Consider the following 16,837-nt stretch of genomic DNA (forward strand, 5'->3'; position numbering starts at 1 on the left):
TGGAGGAGAAGGCGTTTCTTCTCGGGTATTCGGCTGTTTGGCCCAGCCGGTGAGGGCAAATGAAACGCCAGCAGCTTTGTGTTCTCGCCGCTAATCCGGTGATGGTGCAGATCGGTAGAGGTCGGGCACGCGCTGCAATCTCGGCTGACGCAGACAAGCCGCGCGACCGGCCGTCCGATGTCTGCAATCCCGTCTTTTCCTCCTTGCTGATACGAGCCGAACCATGATCCAACCTCACGGCCTCATACTTGCCGGTGGCAAGGCGACCCGTATGGGCGGCGGGGACAAGGGGCGTCTGTTGGTCAGGAACCGCAGCCTTATCGTCCGCGTTATCGACACGCTCGGCCCTCAGGTCGATCGACTGGCGCTGAACGCCAACGGCGATCCGGCGCGTTGGTCCGATCTGAATTTGCCTGTGCTTCATGACACCGTACCGGACCATCCCGGCCCCTTGGCGGGGGTGCTGGCCGGTCTGGACTGGGCGGCATCGTTAGGCTGTCCGCATATCGTGACCGCCGCCGCCGACACGCCTTTCCTGCCGCCTGACCTGGTGCCCCGGCTGCTGGCTGCGGCCGCGCCGTCGGGCCTGGCGCTGGCCGCCACGCAAGACGGGGTGAAGACCTGGCCGCAGCCCACGTTCGGCCTCTGGCCCACCGAACTGCGCGACGATCTGCGCCAAGCCCTTGCCGGTGGTACGCGCAAGATCCTGCATTGGACCGACCGTCACGGCGCGGGCTTGGCCGTCTTTCCGACCGAACCATGGGATCCGTTCTTCAACGTCAACACGCCGGAAGATCTGGCGCAGGCCGAGGGTATGGCATGATCCTGATGGGCATCATCGGCCACAAGAACGCCGGGAAAACCACGTTGACTGCAGCTCTCGTCACCGAACTGACGGCGCGGGGCCTGACCGTCAGCACCCTTAAGCGCACGCACCATGCGGTTGACCTGGAGCAACCCGGCACCGACACATACCGCCACCGGATGGCTGGGGCGGCACAGGTCATCCTTGCTTCGGATATCCGCCTGACCCTGATGGAGGAAGTGGTACAGCCGAGCATCGACCACCTGCTGTCACGCTTGGCCCCCTGCGACGTCGTTCTGGCCGAAGGGTGGAAGCACGGAACCCACTCCCGGATCGAAGCCTGGCGCCCCGAGACGGGAAAATCCCCGTTGGCCGCTACTGATCCCGCCATTCGCGCCGTCGCGTGCACGGGAAACCCGCAGGTGGACCAACCGACGCTTGACCTGGATGACATCGGATCAATCGCGGATTTCATATGTTCGACCTGATCCTAATCGCGGATTGGTCCGCCTCCAGCAAGCGTGACCCCAAAACCCCCAAGGCCGACGCCATCTGGGTCTGTGCCGATCTGCATGGCGATCAGACGGTTGAATACTTCCGCACACGACAGGCCGCGCTGGCCTTCATCAATGGTTGGCTGAACCGGGGGTACCGCACGCTTTTGGGATTCGACTTCGCGATGGGCTGGCCAGCCGGGTTTGCCGAAACGCTGACGGGGGAGCCGCGCGCCCTGGCCGTGTGGGACTGGCTGGCCACGCGCATAACTGACACCGATGACAACCGTAACAACCGCTTCCACGTCGCCGAGGAGATCAACCGCGCCTTCCCGGGTATCGGCCCGCTTTGGGGCCGCCCGGCGACGCATGGTCACCCCGACCTGCCGGACAGGGGGCGCGCACGGAAGGGTCATGGCGTGCCCGACCATCGAACCGTGGAAGGGTACACCCCCTCGGCGCAATCGGCGCTGAAGCTCTTCACGACCGGATCGGTCGGCTCACAGGCGCTCATGGGCTGTGCTGCCCTGTCGACGATGCGCCGTCGCCACCCCGATCTGCGCGTCTGGCCGCAGGAGACGGGCTTCGTCCTGCCGACGTCGGGCAACCTCCTGGTCGAGGTGTATCCCAGCCTGTTCGATCCCGCCCCGCACGAGGTCAAGGACGCGGGTCAGGTCATCGCCACGGCGCGCGCTCTCCGGGCCGCCCCCGCTGCCTGGTTCACGGCCCCCGGGGTCGAGGCGGGGGCCGACCGGGTCGCGCGCGAAGAGGGCTGGATCCTTGGCGTCTTGCCACCGTCGTCCTGCTTTGCCTTGCCGCCCGGCACCGACTGGACGTCGGTGGACACCGCCCTTGAAACCCTGCGCGCAGCCTGTCCCGCGATTGCAGGTTCCGAAACCGTCCCGGTGGGTGCCGCGGCAGGTCGCGTTCTGGCGGAGGATGTCATTGCAACCCGCTCCAACCCGCCCGCAGCCAATGCCGCCGTCGACGGCTGGGCTTTCGCCCACGCCACCCTCCGGCCCGGCCCGATCCCCATCGCACCCGGTCGCTCCGCCGCGGGGCAACCCTTCTCGGGGGCCGTCCCGCCGGGGCACGCCCTTCGCATCCTGACCGGGGCCGAGATTCCGGCGGGCACTGATACCGTTGCGCTGCAGGAGGATGCTCTGATCGAAGGCGACGCGCTGCGCCTCAAGGCCATCCCCAAACCGGGGGCCAACACGCGCAGGGCCGGTGAGGACGTGCGCGTGGGGACGCCGGCGCTTGCTGCCGGGACCGTCCTGCGCCCCACAGACATCGCCTTTGCCATCGCGGCAGGGCATGGGCAGGTAACGGTCCGCACGCGTCTGCGCGTCGGCGTTCTTTCCACCGGCGACGAAATTACCGCGCCCGGCAGCCACCACGGTATTCCGGACGTGAACCGCCCGATGCTCCTCGCGATGTTGTCGGCTTGGGGCATGCAACCGGTCGATCTGGGTCATTCGCCCGACGACGGGGAAGCCCTTACCGCGAAGCTCGATTCCGCTGACACCGACGCCATCCTGACGTCTGGCGGGGCCAGCGCGGGGGACGAGGATCACCTTTCCCGGCTTTTGCGTCAGCGGGGCGGCGTTCACCACTGGCGCATCGCGATCAAACCGGGCCGGCCGCTTGCCTTGGGGCATTGGAACGGGACCCCACTGTTCGGTTTGCCCGGCAACCCGGTTGCCGCCTTCACCTGCGCCGCGCTGTTCGCCCGGCCCGCGCTGCTCCAAATGTCCGGTGCGGGGTGGCGCGTGCCGCTGGGCCTGACTGTTCCCGCCGCGTTCTCCAAGCGCAAGAAGGCTGGTCGCAGCGAAGTCCTCCGCGCCCGGATGCGCGACGGTCAGGCCGAGATATTTCGCTCCGAAGGCTCCGGCCTCGTCTCGGGACTCAGCTGGGCCGAGGGCTTCGTCATGCTTGACGACAATGCCGCGCAGATCGACCCCGGCACGCCTGTTCGCTACATCCCGTTCAGTGAACTCGGCCTGAGTTAATGGCGTATGACGCAGAGCCCAATGTGTTCAATCGCTCGTCGTCCACACGCGAAGGGAGGTAGCCGAAGCCTTAACGCGTGATCCCGTTTGCCTTCGCTACGAAATCCACGAGGTGCGGAACGTAGTCTTCCCTGCCGTCGCCGCCGGTGTTCACGGCCATCGCCAGGCTGTTCTTCACTGCGCCCTGCACCGGGTTTGCCACCCCTGCGCCATCGGCCATCGCGGTCAGGTATCGCATGTCCTTCAACGCGTTGGTCAGGGTGAACTTGTGCGCTTCGCGGTTGCCCTCGACAGCGTAGCCCATGAACGTCTGGTAGAAGCCGCAATCCATCCGGCTGCCGCGGATCACGCGGTCGAACATCTCGGTGCCGACGCCGGACTTTTCGGCCATGGCCAGCGCTTCGGCATAGATCGCGCCGTAACCCAGAGACAGGAAGTTGTTGAGAAGCTTCATCTTGTGCCCCGCGCCGGGGTCACCGATGCGGACGATGGCCTTGGCCCAGGTGGCGATGACCGGCTCCACCCGTGCGAAGGTTTCCGCGTTCGCCCCGACCATGGCCGACAACTCGCCCGTTTCGGCCTGCGCGGGCGTCCCCCCCAGCGGCGCATCGGCCCAATGCAAACCTGCCGCCTCCGTCTTCCCGGCAAGCATCTCCGTCGAGACCGGGTTGGAGGTGGAACAGTCGACGACCACCCCGCCCTTGGCCATGTGGGCCAGCAGAACCTCCACGATGGCTTCCACCTGGGGCGAGCCGGGCGCGCAGATGTGGACGATGTCAGAGGCCTGGGCAAGCTCCTCAAGACTCCCCGCCTCGGACGCGCCCTTGCCGACCAGATCTTCGACCGGGCCCCGGTTGCGGTGCGCGATGACGGTCAGCGGGTGCCCCGCCGCCAGCAGGTTGGAGGCCATGCCGTGCCCCATGAGGCCCACGCCGACGAAACCAATCTTTTCCATGTCTCTCTCCCTTTGCGGCGGGCAGCTCAGATCGAGCCGGCCTCGACCATGTAATTGTTCGCGCTGCACATCATCGCGTCATCTGAAGCGAGGAACAGGACCATCCGGGCCACATACACCGGGTCGATGAGGTCGGGCAGGCATTGCGATTGACGATGCGCCTCCAGGGCCTCGGGCGTGGCCCAGAGTGCCTTCTGCCGCTCTGTCATTATCCAGCCGGGAACCACGGTGTTCACCCGTATGCGGTCATGCCCCAGGTCCCGCGCCATCGTCCGGGTCAGCCCGTGCACGGCGGCCTTGGCAGTGGCATAGGCCGGGAAGTTGCCCACGGCCTCCCACCACGAATTCGACCCCATGTTGATGATAGACCCGCCGCCCTTGGCTGCCATATCCGGGGCGACGGCCTGAATGGCGAAGAACATGTGACGCAGGTTGGTGTTCATCCGCTCGTCCCAATAAGCGGGCGTGACATCCCGCCAATCGTGACGGTCGTCGCGGGCCGCGTTGTTGACCAGTATGTCTGCCGGGCCAATGCGGTCCTTGAGAGCGGCAAGACCGGCTTGCAGCGATCCAATGTCGCGGAGGTCGCAGACCTCGTGCGTGACCTGCTCATGGGCCGCGCAGATCGCGGCACCGGCTTTGTCGTCAATGTCCAGAAATCCGACTTTTGCACCCTGGGCGGCAAATGCGGCGACGATTTCGGCTCCGATGCCGGACGCACCGCCGGTCATCATCACAGACTTGCCATCAAGGCTGGGATACTTGGCGAAGTCGGGCATGTTGGATCCTCCTGCCAAGGTTGTGTCAAGCCGCGGCACCTGCCGCAAGGGCAGGCTCGCAAGAGCGACCATTCGGGAGGGGAGGTTTCAGCGTTTGGTGCGCAGCCTGATGACGACGTCGACCTTGGCGACTTCCATTCCGTCGGGCGCGTCGGGCAGGTTCACGATTTCCAGCGCTTCCGATCCGGCGTCCGACAGCCGTCCCTCGTCTTCCCAGTAGAAGTGGGGGTGATCGTCCAGCTTGGTATCGAAGTAGCTTCCGGTGCCGTCGACGGTGATTTCCTGCACCAGCCCTGCATCGGTGAACGCCCGCAGCGTATTGTAGACCGTCGCGAGAGACACCTTGTCCCCGGACGAGCGCGCGGCGTCGTGCAGCCATTCCGCCGTCACATGGCGGTCACGCCCGTCACCCACAAGGAGCGACGCCAAAAGAACCCTTTGCCGCGTGGGCCGAAGGTGCGCGCCGGTCAGCCACGCTTCGCCGCGGGCCCTGGAAGTGTCAGTCATAGTCATCACCTGCAATATAGGGTGGCCTGTGAATGATTTTCAAACGGATTCGCGCAGGCTGCGTTGACCTGGCCGCAATGCGCGCAGGGTTGCGACGTTGAAACAGGGGGTGCTAGGGGGGCACAACTGACCACGAGGGGGCGAAATGAGCCAGTATCCGACGAGTTTTGATCGCGACGACCTCCTGAAGTGCGCTCGGGGGGAGTTATTCGGTCCCGGCAACGCGCAACTTCCGGAACCACCGATGCTGATGATGGACCGCATCACCGAGATTTCGGGTGACGGGGGTCTGCATGGCAAGGGCCATGTGATCGCCGAGTTCGACATCACCCCCGACCTTTGGTTCTTTGATTGTCACTTTCCGGGGAACCCGATCATGCCCGGATGCCTGGGCCTCGATGGATTGTGGCAACTGACGGGATTTAACCTGGGCTGGCGCGGCTGGCAGGGGCGGGGTTACGCCCTCGGCGTGGGCGAGGTGAAGCTGACGGGCATGGTCCGTCCCGACCGCAAGATGCTGACCTATAAGGTGGATTTTACCAAAGCGCTTCAGACGCGCCGCCTGACCATGGGCGTGGCTGATGGGATTGTCGAAGCCGATGGAGAGGTCATCTATATCGTCAAGGACATGAAGGTCGCTCTGAGCGAGAGCTAAGCAGTAGGCTCTCTTTTGGATGATGCCGCTCTTGGATCGTCGATGTAGCCTGCATGCACTCTCATTGAACCTGGAGTTGCTGCGTGTCATTTGCTCCTGCGCTAGAATCCGCGTTCAGAAATTCGGTATCCATTGCCGAGATTGGATTTCGGTCCCGGCGTGAGAAGCCGGGCAGCAGAATTCGTATCCGACCGTCTGTTGCGCACTGCGCTTCTAGCAAGGGCATTCTCATGTCTCCTAAATTGCCGACCCTGCACCTGCTGTGTGGAAAAATTGCCTCAGGAAAATCTATACTTGCTGCCGAACTCGGTAGCCTCGACGGAACTGTTGTTATTGCTGAAGACGATTGGCTGAACGCTCTCTATTCCGAGGAAATGTCTTCAATACCAGATTATGTACGTTGCACTTCGAAACTTCGCGGGATCATGGGCCCTCACGTTGCGTCCTTGTTGAACGCAGGCCTGTCGGTCGTTTTGGATTTCCAGGCGAACACAATTGAAGCACGCAAGTGGATGCGGAGCGTCTTGGAACAGACAAACGCAGATCACCAGCTTCACGTGTTGGATGTTCCCGATGAAGTTTGCTTGGCAAGATTACAAGCGCGCAACGCGCAAGGCGAACATCCGTTCGCTGCAACGGAGCAGCAGTTTCGTCAGATTTCCATGCACTTTGTTGCTCCGTCTCCTGATGAGGGATTCAATATGGTGCTGCATTAAGCTGAGCTACGTTTTTAAGCAAAGTCGCGCTTCGTGCACGGTCCGGGATGTCGCGATATGGCGTCGTAGTCATCACTGTCCATCCGTCTTGCCCCGCCTTGCCGCGCAGCCTAGACAGGCAGCGACTTGCTGCGAAGGAGAAGCCCATGCGTCGTGTTGTCGTCACCGGGATCGGGATTGTCTCGCCCATCGGAAACACCCCCGACGAGGTAGAGGCCTCTTTGCGCGCAGGTAAATCCGGCATCACCTTCTCGGACAGCTATGCCGAGCATGGTTTCCGCAGCCAGGTCCATGGGGTTCCGGATATCGTTCTGGAAGATCACATCGACAAACGGAACCTGCGTTTCATGGGGCCGGGGGCCGCCTATAACTTCATCGCCATGGAGCGTGCGATCGCCGACTCCGGGTTGGAGCCAAACGAGGTGTCTAACGAGCGCAGCGGACTCGTGATGGGCTCCGGCGGGCCGTCGACGTCGAATTTCTTCACTGCCTTCGACACCGTCATCAATAAAGGCTCGCCCAAGCGTATGGGCCCCTTCATGGTGACCCGGTGCATGTCGTCCACCAACTCTGCCTGCCTGGCCACGCCATTCGGGATCAAGGGCGTGAACTATTCCATCACGTCGGCCTGTACGACCTCGCTGCACTGCATGGGCAACGGGGTGGAGCAGATCCAGTTCGGCAAGCAGGACATCGTCTTCGCCGGCGGCGGAGAGGAAGTCGACTGGACCTTGTCGTGCCTGTTCGACGCGATGGGCGCGATGTCGTCGAAGTATAACGACACCCCCGAAAAAGCCTCCCGTCCATATGATGCGACGCGCGATGGCTTCGTCATCGCCGGCGGCGCAGGTGTCGTGGTGCTCGAAGAGCGGGACCGCGCCATCGCGCGTGGTGCCAAGATCTATGGCGAGGTCACCGGCTATGGTGCCACCTCGGACGGGGCCGACATGGTCGCACCCTCAGGCGAGGGCGGGGAGCGGGCGATGCGTCTGGCGCTCAGCCAGCTGCCGGAGGACCGTAGCGTCGATTACGTCAACGCCCACGGCACCTCGACCCCGGTGGGCGACATCAAGGAGATCGTCGCCCTGCGTAACATCTTCGGCGAAGGAAAAACGCCGATCGTGTCGTCGACCAAGTCGATGACAGGACACTCGCTGGGCGCGACCGGGGTCCAGGAGGCGATCTATTCGATGCTGATGATGAACAGGGGCTTTATCGCGCCGTCGATCAACGTGACCCAATTGGATGAGGCGCTGTCGCCCTCCGAGATCAACACGGATCTGAAGACGGACGTGGAGATCGACTCGGTCCTGTCGAACTCGTTCGGCTTCGGCGGCACAAACGGGACCGTCATCATCTCCAAGCATCGGGACTGATCCTCATGAACATGCAGGGCAAGCGCGGACTGATCATGGGCGTGGCCAACGAGCGCTCAATCGCCTGGGGCATCGCCCGCGCGCTGGCCGAGGCCGGGGCCGATCTGGCCTTCACGTACCAGGGGGAGGCATTTGGCAAACGTCTCGCTCCCTTGGCCGAAGGCATCGGTTCTACTACCCTGCTGGACGTGGACGTGACCGATGACGCATCGCTCGACGCGGCCTTCACCGAGTTGGAAAAGGGCGGCAAGCTTGACTTCGTGGTCCACGCTATCGCCTTTTCTGACAAGTCGGAGCTGACGGGGCGGTTCGTGAACACCAGCCGCGCGAACTTCAAGCATTCGCTCGATATCTCCTGCTACTCCTTGATCGAGGTGGCGCGGCGGGCGGCCCCCCTGATGACCGAGGGCGGGTCGATCCTGACGTTGACCTTCGACGGCTCCCAGCGGGTCATGCCGTTCTATAATGTCATGGGCGTCGCCAAGGCCGCGCTGGAGGCCTCCGTTCGCTACCTTGCATCCGACCTGGGGGCCGAGGGTATTCGTGTGAATGCCATTTCTCCGGGGCCGATGAAGACCCTGGCCGGGGCTGCAATCGGCGGCGCGCGAAAGACGTTCCGCCACGCCGAAACGAACGCGCCCCTGCGGGCCAACGCCACGCTTGAGGCAATCGGGGGTACCGCGCTTTACCTGTGTTCCGATGCCGGGGCCTGTACTACGGGCGAAGTGATTCACGTCGATGGCGGATATCACGTGATGGGCATGCCGAGGCCTGAGAACATCTGACGTTAGGGGTGGCCGCTACGGTTGGAGCGACCTTTGGCGCGACAGTCAAATGCGATCTGGCGGGGTTGTTTCCCAAGCGGCTTCCTGTGCGACTTTTTTTAATTATTCTGTGTCCATTAATCCTATTTTAGCGACTCATAGCCATTCTATACTGAACTGGTACAAGATGTGGTTTGGTTGAGTGTTTCTAATGTTAACGAATTTCATACGTGATGAACGTGCTGCCATAAGTTTCGACTGGATTGTCCTGACCGCCGTGCTGGTTGCCACCGGTATGGCAGTGGTTCGCACGGTGTCGGGCGGTATAGAGACTGTATCGTCCGACAACCGCCCGCAGCTGCGTGGCCAGATTGTTCAACAAAGCTTCGGTCCTGACTCCCTCTGTTCCGCTGGCATCGACGGGCTGCGCGCGCGCGAGGCGAAACGTGTGTCCAACGGTGGGTCGGATCCGGTGGATGTGGATACCTGGATGCTCACGAATGCAGAGGCCTTGAACGACGGCGCGCTGCTTCGGGAACGCGACCGTCTTGCGGCGCTGACCAAGGGCGACGACACTGTCTGGGTCCGGGACCACACGTTGCAGGGCCTTCTGGAATGCGGAATGGCCCAACGCGGGATCTGACGCTGCCGGTCGCACGTTGGCCCCTCGACGCGCAAGACGCTGCATGGCAGGGTTGCCCCGATTGATATTTGGGGTGCATCACATGGCCATCGATACTTGCATCTTTGACGCTTACGGAACCTTGTTCGACGTCACCTCCGCGGCGCGCCGGACCGCGGAGGATGGAACGTTCCCGCAGCTGACCGACACGTGGCAACGTCTGGCCGCCGACTGGCGCGACAAACAACTGCAATACAGCTGGATCCGTGCGATCACCGGCGCTCATTGCGACTTTTGGCAGGTAACGAAGGAAGCGCTGGACTATGCGCTGGAGGCGTCCGGCCTGACCGGCGAAAAGGCCCTGCGGGAGCGATTGCTCAAGCTCTACTGGGAGTTGTCCGCCTACCCCGAGGTTCCCGACATGCTGGGTGCGTTGAAAGACGCGGGCAAGACCACAGGCATCTTGTCCAACGGCTCGCCCGAGATGCTCCAGGGCGCGGTCAAGTCGGCAGGTGTGGGGCGCCTGCTCGACCACGTGCTGTCGGTGGAAAGTGTCGGCATATTCAAGCCCGACTCGCGCGTCTACGATATGGTGGGTCGCGCATTCGGCTGCGAAGCAGACAGCGTCCTGTTCGTGTCGTCGAACGGGTGGGACGTGGCGGCGGCGACGGGCTATGGTTTTACCACCGCGTGGGTGAATCGCACTGGCCTGCCGATGGACAACCTGCCGTGGACCCCCACGCATGTGCTGACCGACCTGACGGGAATTCCCGCACTGGCCGAGAGCCTCTGATGCCCGAGTTCAAGTCCTCCGACAATCTGCGGCTCTGGTACGAGGATCAGGGCGATCCGGATGATCCGCCGATACTGTGCCTGTCGGGTCTGACCCGCAATTCGACCGATTTCGACTACGTGCTGCCATACCTGTTGAGTGAACACCGGGTCATCCGCCTCGACTATCGCGGCCGGGGCAAGTCGCAGCGAAGCCCTGACTGGCGAACCTATACCATCCCGACGGAAGCGCGGGACGTGATCGAACTGCTCGACCATCTGGGGTTCGCGCGCGTGTCAATCATCGGAACATCACGCGGTGGCCTGATCGCCATGGCGCTGGCCCTGATGGCCAAGGACCGGTTGAGCGGCGTGTGTCTGGTGGATATCGGCCCGGAGCTGTCGCCTGAGGGGTTGGACGTCATCCGGGATTACATCGGCAAGAACCCGTCGGCGCGGAACCTTGAGGAAGCCGCGCTGATGCGTGCAACCATGCTCAAGGGGTTTGCCAATGTTCCGGCGGAGCGATGGCGCGCAGAAGTCGAGAAGCATTACCGGGAGACCGAGGACGGGCTGGTCATCACCTATGATGCCAAGCTGCGTGACGCTGTTCTGGAAGCGGGGGAGCAACCTGCCCCCGACCTCTGGCCCCTGTTCGACGCGCTGGCGGGCGTGCCATTGGCGTGTATCCGTGGGGCGAACTCGGACTTGTTGTCGGCGGAAACCTTCGCCGAGATGCAGCGCCGCCGCACCGATATGATCGTGGCCGATGTGCCAGATCGGGGGCATGTGCCCTTCCTGGACGAACCCGAGGCGCTGGAGGCGCTGAATGAATGGACGATGTTGATCTAAATGCCATTCGCGCCGCCGCCGACCGCCTTCGCGGACAGGCGGTGCGGACACCCCTGCTGAACGCGCCAACGCTGGATGCTGCTTTCAACCGTCGAATCTACATCAAGGCCGAGTGCCTGCAACGCACCGGCAGTTTCAAGTTTCGAGGGGCGTTCAACACCCTGAGCCAGATCGATGGCGACGTGGTGGCCTATTCTTCAGGCAATCATGCGCAGGGTGTGGCTCATGCAGCCCAGCTTCTGGGCAAGCACGCGGTCATCGTGATGCCATCGGACGCGCCTGCGGTGAAGGTGGCCAACACGCGCGGTTACGGCGCGGAGGTTGTCCTGTTCGACCGCGCGACCGAAAGCCGGGAAGAAATCGGTGCGGCATTGGTAGCGGAACGCGGCCTGTCGCTTGTGCGGCCGTACGACGATCCGCGCGTGATCGCGGGGCAGGGCACCTGCGGCCTGGAAATGGCCGAGGACCTGCCGGAAGCCGTGTCGGAAGTGCTTGTCTGTTGTGGTGGCGGGGGCCTGACGGCGGGCGTGGCCCTAGCGCTGCAAGGGCGCGCCACGGTGCATTCGGTGGAACCTGCGGGCTTTGACGATGTGGCCCGCTCCCTCTCCAGTGGCAAGCGGCAGGTGAACCCTGCGCTGACCGGATCGATCTGCGACGCCATCTTGACCCCGACCGCCGGTGAGATCACCTTGCCGATCATGGCGCGGCTTTGCGGTGCCGGGATCGTCGTGACCGATGCGGAAGCCCTGCGCGCCGTCGCATTGGCGTGGCAGCATCTGCGGATCGTGCTGGAGCCGGGCGGGGCTGTCGCCCTCGCCGCCGCGCTGTTTCACCACAAGGGAGATGTCGCGGTCGTGGCCTCGGGCGGGAACGTCGATGCTCAGGTCTTCAGCGAGGCTCTCAGGTCCCTTTGACTGCGATAGAGCAGCCATGCCACTATCATCAACCCGCAGGCCGAGAGGAAGGGCGCGCCCGGGAAATGCCGATCGCCTTCCGTGGCGATATTGAAGATCCGCGTCATCAGCAGCGGGGAAACGATCGCAGCAATGGCTGTGATCGAGGCCAGAACCCCCTGCAGTTCACCCTGCGCATCGTCCGCCGTGACTCGGCTGGCGACCCCTTGGATCGCGGGTTGCACGATCGCCCCCAAAGCCGAGAACGGCGTTAACAAAAGCATCAGCCAGCCGTGGGGCACAAAGGCCACGCACAAAAGGATCACCGCGTTGTAGGGCAGGAACCAGCGCAGCGTGGTCCGTTCGCCCAGGCGGGGGATGATCCAGCGTATCAGCACGCCCTGCACCACCACCATCGAGATGCCGTAGACGGCGAGCGAGACGCCGACCATCCGCTCGGTCCAGCCGAAAGCCGACTGCGTGAAATACGCCCAGATGGCGGGATAGACCCAATTCGCAACCTGGTAGAAAAAGAACACCAGCAACAGCCCACCCAGCCCCGGAAGGGCCGTGACTGCGCGCAGGCTGCCCAACGGGTTCGCGCGGCTCAGGTTGAACGGCCGGGGCTTGCGCAACGTCTCGGGCAGTACGATGAGGCCGAAAACAAGGTTCGCGCCCGACAGGATTGCGGCGGCCCAAAACGGTGCGCGGGGGCCCCACTCGGCCAACAGACCCCCGATGGCCGGGCCCAAGACGAACCCCGCCCCGAAAGCCGCCGAGACAAGGCCAAAGTTTGCGGCTTTCTTCTCGGGTGTGGAGATATCTGCCATGAATGCCATGGCCGTCGACATCGTGGCCGCTGCGATACCCGCGATGATCCGCCCGATCAGCAGCAGCCAGATCGTATCGGCGAGAACCATCAGGACGTAGTCGAAAAAGATCACGGCCAGCGATCCCAGCAGGACGGGTCGTCGCCCGAACCGGTCAGACAGGTTGCCGATTGCGGGCGAGAACAGGAACTGCATCAGGGCATAAGACGACGCCAGAAGCCCGCCCCAGAGCGCGGCCTGGCTGAGGCTGGTGCCCTGCACCTCCCGCAGCAGGCTGGGCATGACGGGCAGGATCAGGCCGATGCCCATCGCCTCGATCACCATGGTCACGAGGATGAAGACGATTGGCAGGCGCGGTGTCATTGGTCACTCCTGGCGCAAAGATGGGGGGCATTCGAGGCCAGATGGTGGCAGCTGGGCGTGGCACGAGACCGGGCAAAAGGGGATGGCTGCCGCATTGCGTATTTCGGGAGCGGAGAGATCAGATCCGAGCTGCCCGGGCAAAGCGACGGGCAAGCGCCGGAGCCTCGCCCCACTGGGCCTCGGGGGTGAATCGGTCGGAGGGGAGGCCGGACTTCTCGATAAGTGAGCCGCCCTCGGTGCGGATCTCGCCAACCCAGGCCTTCACCTTTGCCTGCGCCTCCGGGCGCGGCAGGTCGAGGGCGAAGCTGATGGCCTCGGCATGGATCAGGCCGGAAGGCTCGTCGAGCGGTGCGCGCAGGCGGGCGGCATCGGGCGCTACCGTCATCCCGGATAGCAGGGAGAGCGCGCGCGCCGTTGCCGCAACGAGCTGCGGCAGGGCAAGCCATTCGACGAACCATTGCGCGCCGTCCCGGTGGTCCCACGGAGCCGTCGAGAGAGCCTGCGTCAACGCCTGACCGTGCAGCGCCAATGCGCGGATCTGGCTGGGGGCGACGGGGTTCGATTTCTGCGGCATAGTGGAGGAGCTGCCGCCTGTCCCGAGCGTTACCGATCCATCTCGGGTGAGCAATAGCAGGTCGGAGGCCGTCTTGTCGGCCGCAGCCAGTGTCTGACCCAGCCACCCGGCCAGCGCGCGGATGTGACTGCGCTCCGCATGGCGGTTGTCTGTCGCATCGGCCAGACCCAGACCGCGGGCTAGGTCGGCCCGGATCACCGGACCGGCTTTGCCCATGACCGACAGGGTCCCCCCCGCGCCATTCAGCGTCACCACCTGCACAAGATCACGAATACGCGGCAGGTCGGACCGCTGCGCAAGAAAGCCGTTGCCCCAGATCGCGACCGTGGCACCGAAGGTCGTAGGCGTCGCCAGTTGCCCGTAGGTGCGGGCGGGCATCGGAGTTTCGGCATGGGCTTCGGCCAGATCGGCCAGCATCGCGACCGTCGCGTCCAGCCCCCTCGCGATGAAGCCAAGCGCCTGCCGCAGCCGCAACGCAAGCCCGGTATCGATGATGTCCTGACTGGTGGCCCCGTGGTGCAGCCATTGCGCGTGTTCGGGGGCCTGCATTTCGGCTCGAAACTGAGCGGCGAGCGCGGGCACGCAGACGCCGTTTCTCGCGGTATCTTGCGTCAGCGCACCTGGATCGATCTGAATTTCCAGCGTGGCGCGATGAATCGCTTCAGCAGATTCGCTTGGGATCTGACCGTGCGCCGCCTGCGCACGCGCCAACGCGCCCCAGGTGATCAGCATCGCCCGCAACTCCGCACTGTCGGAAAACAAGCGGGCGATGTCCGCGTCGGCAAAGCCGCGCCCGTGCAGAGTGCTGTCGAAAGGTGTGATGGTCACAGGAAACCCCCAAGGATGCGGGCGTATTCGGCCGGGTTTTCGATGCAAGGCAGATGGCCTGCCCGGCGGATCAGTGCAAACTGCGATCCGGGGATCAGGTCGGCCGTTTCGCGCACGAGGTCCGGAGGGGTGGCACCGTCCTCCGTGCCAGCAATTGCCAGCGTAGGCAGGCGCAGACCGCTGGTCGGGGTATAGAAATCGGTGCCGCGGATGGCCGCGCAGCATCCGGCATAGCCTTCGGGCGGCACGGCCACGAAGCGCGCACGCCAAGTGGCAAGGTCCGGGCCGTCGCGGAAATCGCGGCCGAACCAGCGCTCCATCACGTTGTCGGCGATGGCCTCCATTCCATGCGCGCGGACGGCGGCGATCCGGTCGTCCCACAAGGCGGGTGTGCCGATCTTGGCCGCCGTATTCGAGAGGACCAGACGCGCCACGAGGTCCAGCCGTTTGATCGCCAGCCCCTGCGCGATCATTCCTCCGATACTGAGGCCCACGAAGGTCGCTCCTTTGACCCCCAGATGGTCCATAACCGCCTCGGCGTCGGCCACAAGCGTGCCCATGGCGTAGGGTCCATTCGGCACGTCCGATTTCCCGTGCCCACGCTTGTCGTAGCGGATCAGGCGAAAGTCACCGGGCAGCAGGGGCAGCAGGGCATCCCAGAGCCGCATGTCCGTGCCCAGCGAATTGGCAAAAACCACCGCGCGGCCGTCGCGAGGCCCGTCTTCGGCCACGTGAATGCGGGTTCCGTCTTTCATTGTTACGAACATCAGTATGGCAATCCGACATAGTTTTCGGCCATGACCGTCTGCGCGGCACGGGAGCCTTCCAGATAGTCGATTTCGGCCAGTTTCATGCGCTGGCCGAAATGGCCGTCTTCGGGAAAGCGGTGCATCAGCGTGGTGAACCACCAACTGAACCGCGTCGCCTTCCAGACGCGGGCCAGCGCGTGCTCCGAGTAGCGGTCCAGCCCCTCATCGTCGCCCGCATAGTGCCGGATCAGACCATCGCTTAGGTAGTGCACGTCCGAGATCGCCAGGTTCAGGCCCTTGGCCCCGGTGGGCGGCACGATGTGGGCCGCGTCCCCCACGATAAACAGGCGGTTCCAGCGCATCGGCTCGGCCACGAAGGATCGCAGGGGCGCGATGCTCTTCTCGATCGAGGGGCCGGTTTCTATCGCTTCGGCTACGTCGCTGGGAAGGCGGCGGCGCAATTCGTCCCAAAAGGCGTCGTCGGTCCACTTTTCCAGCGGATCATCAGCAGGGGCCTGAATGTAATAGCGGCTGAGATTTGCGTTGCGCATCGAGGCGAGGGCGAAGCCCCGGTCATGGTTGGCATAGATCAATTCGTGATCGGCCGGTTTCGTGTGGCTCAGGATGCCGAGCCAGCCGAAGGGATAGGTGCGCTCGGTGGTGCGCAGTACGTCTTGGGGGATTGTCTTGCGACTGACCCCGTGGAAGCCGTCACACCCGGCGATCCAATCGCAATCGATGCGGTGCTCGGTCCCGTCGCGGTGATAGGTGACATAGGGCGTGCCGCCGGCATCGTGGATGGCGACATTGGCGGCCTCGTGAACCACGACACCGCCCATCGTGTCGCGCGCATCGTAAAGGTCTTTCGTCACTTCCGTCTGGCCATAGACAATTACCTGCTTGCCCGTCAGCGCTTCAAAATCAACGCGGAAGCTGCGGTTCCGGGCGGCGATATAGGTGCCGGAATGGAGAAAACCCTCGGTATCCATGCGCGCACCCACGCCGGCCTCGCGCAGCATCTGCATCGTGCCGCCCTCCAGCACGCCCGCGCGGATCCGGCCCAGCACATAGTCCCGCGACCGCCGTTCCAGCACGATCGTGTCGATCCCGGCACGGTGCAGGATCTGCGAAAGCAGCAGGCCGGATGGGCCTCCTCCGACGATGCAGACCTGTGTGCGTGTTGTGCTCATGCGGCTCCCCATATCCTGTTCATGACCGCGCGGGGGCCGCTGGGCAAGGGACACGACCGATCAGGTTGCAAGGGCGTACCGTCTGTGGCCTGACTTCAGTTC

General features: G+C 63.9%; 18 protein-coding genes. 11 read left to right on the plus strand and 7 right to left on the minus strand.

The window, feature by feature from the left end; all coding sequences use genetic code 11:
- Window positions 1–223: 223 nt before the first annotated feature.
- From mobA to BLV27_RS05375, 3 genes are read left to right on the plus strand one after another with little or no spacing between them, the layout of a single operon-like run.
- The gene (gene mobA, locus BLV27_RS05365; RefSeq protein ID WP_092643548.1) at window positions 224–823 is read left to right on the plus strand and encodes a molybdenum cofactor guanylyltransferase MobA; all 600 of its coding nucleotides are present in this window, start codon (window positions 224–226) and stop codon (window positions 821–823) included.
- Window positions 820–1,293 carry a molybdopterin-guanine dinucleotide biosynthesis protein B gene (gene mobB / locus BLV27_RS05370; protein WP_092643551.1) on the plus strand — a complete coding sequence of 158 codons (474 nt, stop codon included), beginning with the start codon at window positions 820–822 and terminating at the stop codon, window positions 1,291–1,293. Before mobA ends, mobB begins: the two co-directional genes overlap by 4 nt.
- Entirely contained in the window at window positions 1,281–3,311 is a 2,031-nt protein-coding gene (locus BLV27_RS05375) for a molybdopterin-binding protein (RefSeq protein ID WP_092643554.1), read from the plus strand. The genes mobB and BLV27_RS05375 overlap by 13 nt, the downstream gene beginning before the upstream one ends.
- 70 nt (window positions 3,312–3,381) lie before the next feature.
- On the opposite strand, the gene BLV27_RS05380 is transcribed toward BLV27_RS05375, so the two are convergent.
- The 3 genes from BLV27_RS05380 to irrA all read right to left on the minus strand — a co-directional run bounded on the left by BLV27_RS05380 (window position 3,382) and on the right by irrA (window position 5,552).
- Window positions 3,382–4,335, minus strand: coding sequence for an NAD(P)-dependent oxidoreductase (locus BLV27_RS05380; RefSeq protein WP_280140290.1), 954 nt, complete (start codon window positions 4,333–4,335; stop codon window positions 3,382–3,384).
- Window positions 4,293–5,045, minus strand: coding sequence for an SDR family NAD(P)-dependent oxidoreductase (locus BLV27_RS05385; RefSeq protein ID WP_092643562.1), 753 nt, complete (start codon window positions 5,043–5,045; stop codon window positions 4,293–4,295). Before BLV27_RS05385 ends, BLV27_RS05380 begins: the two co-directional genes overlap by 43 nt.
- A gap of 87 nt (window positions 5,046–5,132) precedes the next feature.
- Window positions 5,133–5,552, minus strand: coding sequence for an iron response transcriptional regulator IrrA (irrA, locus tag BLV27_RS05390; protein WP_092643566.1), 420 nt, complete (start codon window positions 5,550–5,552; stop codon window positions 5,133–5,135).
- Between the two features lie 145 nt (window positions 5,553–5,697).
- Between irrA and fabA the strand changes: the two genes are divergently transcribed.
- The 8 genes from fabA to BLV27_RS05430 all read left to right on the plus strand — a co-directional run bounded on the left by fabA (window position 5,698) and on the right by BLV27_RS05430 (window position 12,222).
- Window positions 5,698–6,207 (plus strand): bifunctional 3-hydroxydecanoyl-ACP dehydratase/trans-2-decenoyl-ACP isomerase, encoded by a 510-nt coding sequence (gene fabA, locus BLV27_RS05395; RefSeq protein WP_092643569.1) that lies wholly within the window; start codon window positions 5,698–5,700, stop codon window positions 6,205–6,207.
- Window positions 6,208–6,437: 230 nt separating this feature from the next.
- On the plus strand, window positions 6,438–6,923 hold the full coding sequence (locus BLV27_RS05400) for a P-loop nucleotide/nucleoside kinase family protein (RefSeq protein WP_092643572.1): 486 nt from the start codon (window positions 6,438–6,440) through the stop codon (window positions 6,921–6,923).
- 146 nt (window positions 6,924–7,069) lie between these two features.
- Window positions 7,070–8,299 carry a beta-ketoacyl-ACP synthase I gene (gene fabB, locus BLV27_RS05405; RefSeq protein ID WP_092643575.1) on the plus strand — a complete coding sequence of 410 codons (1,230 nt, stop codon included), beginning with the start codon at window positions 7,070–7,072 and terminating at the stop codon, window positions 8,297–8,299.
- 5 nt (window positions 8,300–8,304) lie between these two features.
- Complete coding sequence (locus tag BLV27_RS05410) at window positions 8,305–9,084, plus strand: enoyl-ACP reductase FabI (protein ID WP_170831357.1); 780 nt, start codon at window positions 8,305–8,307, stop codon at window positions 9,082–9,084.
- A 190-nt stretch (window positions 9,085–9,274) separates the two neighbouring features.
- Window positions 9,275–9,706 (plus strand): hypothetical protein, encoded by a 432-nt coding sequence (locus tag BLV27_RS19520; protein ID WP_211605480.1) that lies wholly within the window; start codon window positions 9,275–9,277, stop codon window positions 9,704–9,706.
- A gap of 82 nt (window positions 9,707–9,788) precedes the next feature.
- Window positions 9,789–10,478 carry a haloacid dehalogenase type II gene (locus tag BLV27_RS05420; protein WP_092643859.1) on the plus strand — a complete coding sequence of 230 codons (690 nt, stop codon included), beginning with the start codon at window positions 9,789–9,791 and terminating at the stop codon, window positions 10,476–10,478.
- The gene (locus BLV27_RS05425; protein WP_092643581.1) at window positions 10,478–11,308 is read left to right on the plus strand and encodes an alpha/beta fold hydrolase; all 831 of its coding nucleotides are present in this window, start codon (window positions 10,478–10,480) and stop codon (window positions 11,306–11,308) included. The genes BLV27_RS05420 and BLV27_RS05425 overlap by 1 nt, the downstream gene beginning before the upstream one ends.
- Window positions 11,290–12,222, plus strand: a complete 933-nt coding sequence (locus BLV27_RS05430) for a threonine ammonia-lyase (protein ID WP_092643584.1) — start codon at window positions 11,290–11,292, stop codon at window positions 12,220–12,222. The genes BLV27_RS05425 and BLV27_RS05430 overlap by 19 nt, the downstream gene beginning before the upstream one ends.
- Here the strand turns inward: BLV27_RS05430 and BLV27_RS05435 are convergent.
- From BLV27_RS05435 to pobA, 4 genes are all read right to left on the minus strand, one after another.
- Window positions 12,189–13,394 carry a TCR/Tet family MFS transporter gene (locus BLV27_RS05435; protein WP_092643589.1) on the minus strand — a complete coding sequence of 402 codons (1,206 nt, stop codon included), beginning with the start codon at window positions 13,392–13,394 and terminating at the stop codon, window positions 12,189–12,191. The genes BLV27_RS05430 and BLV27_RS05435 overlap by 34 nt on opposite strands.
- Window positions 13,395–13,512: 118 nt before the next feature.
- Window positions 13,513–14,796 (minus strand): lyase family protein, encoded by a 1,284-nt coding sequence (locus tag BLV27_RS05440; protein ID WP_092643592.1) that lies wholly within the window; start codon window positions 14,794–14,796, stop codon window positions 13,513–13,515.
- On the minus strand, window positions 14,793–15,551 hold the full coding sequence (gene pcaD / locus BLV27_RS05445; protein ID WP_244504551.1) for a 3-oxoadipate enol-lactonase: 759 nt from the start codon (window positions 15,549–15,551) through the stop codon (window positions 14,793–14,795). Before pcaD ends, BLV27_RS05440 begins: the two co-directional genes overlap by 4 nt.
- 11 nt (window positions 15,552–15,562) lie before the next feature.
- Entirely contained in the window at window positions 15,563–16,735 is a 1,173-nt protein-coding gene (gene pobA, locus BLV27_RS05450; protein WP_092643599.1) for a 4-hydroxybenzoate 3-monooxygenase, read from the minus strand.
- Window positions 16,736–16,837: the final 102 nt, after the last annotated feature.

The organism is Jannaschia faecimaris (assembly GCF_900107415.1).
GTDB classification, from domain to species: domain Bacteria; phylum Pseudomonadota; class Alphaproteobacteria; order Rhodobacterales; family Rhodobacteraceae; genus Jannaschia; species Jannaschia faecimaris.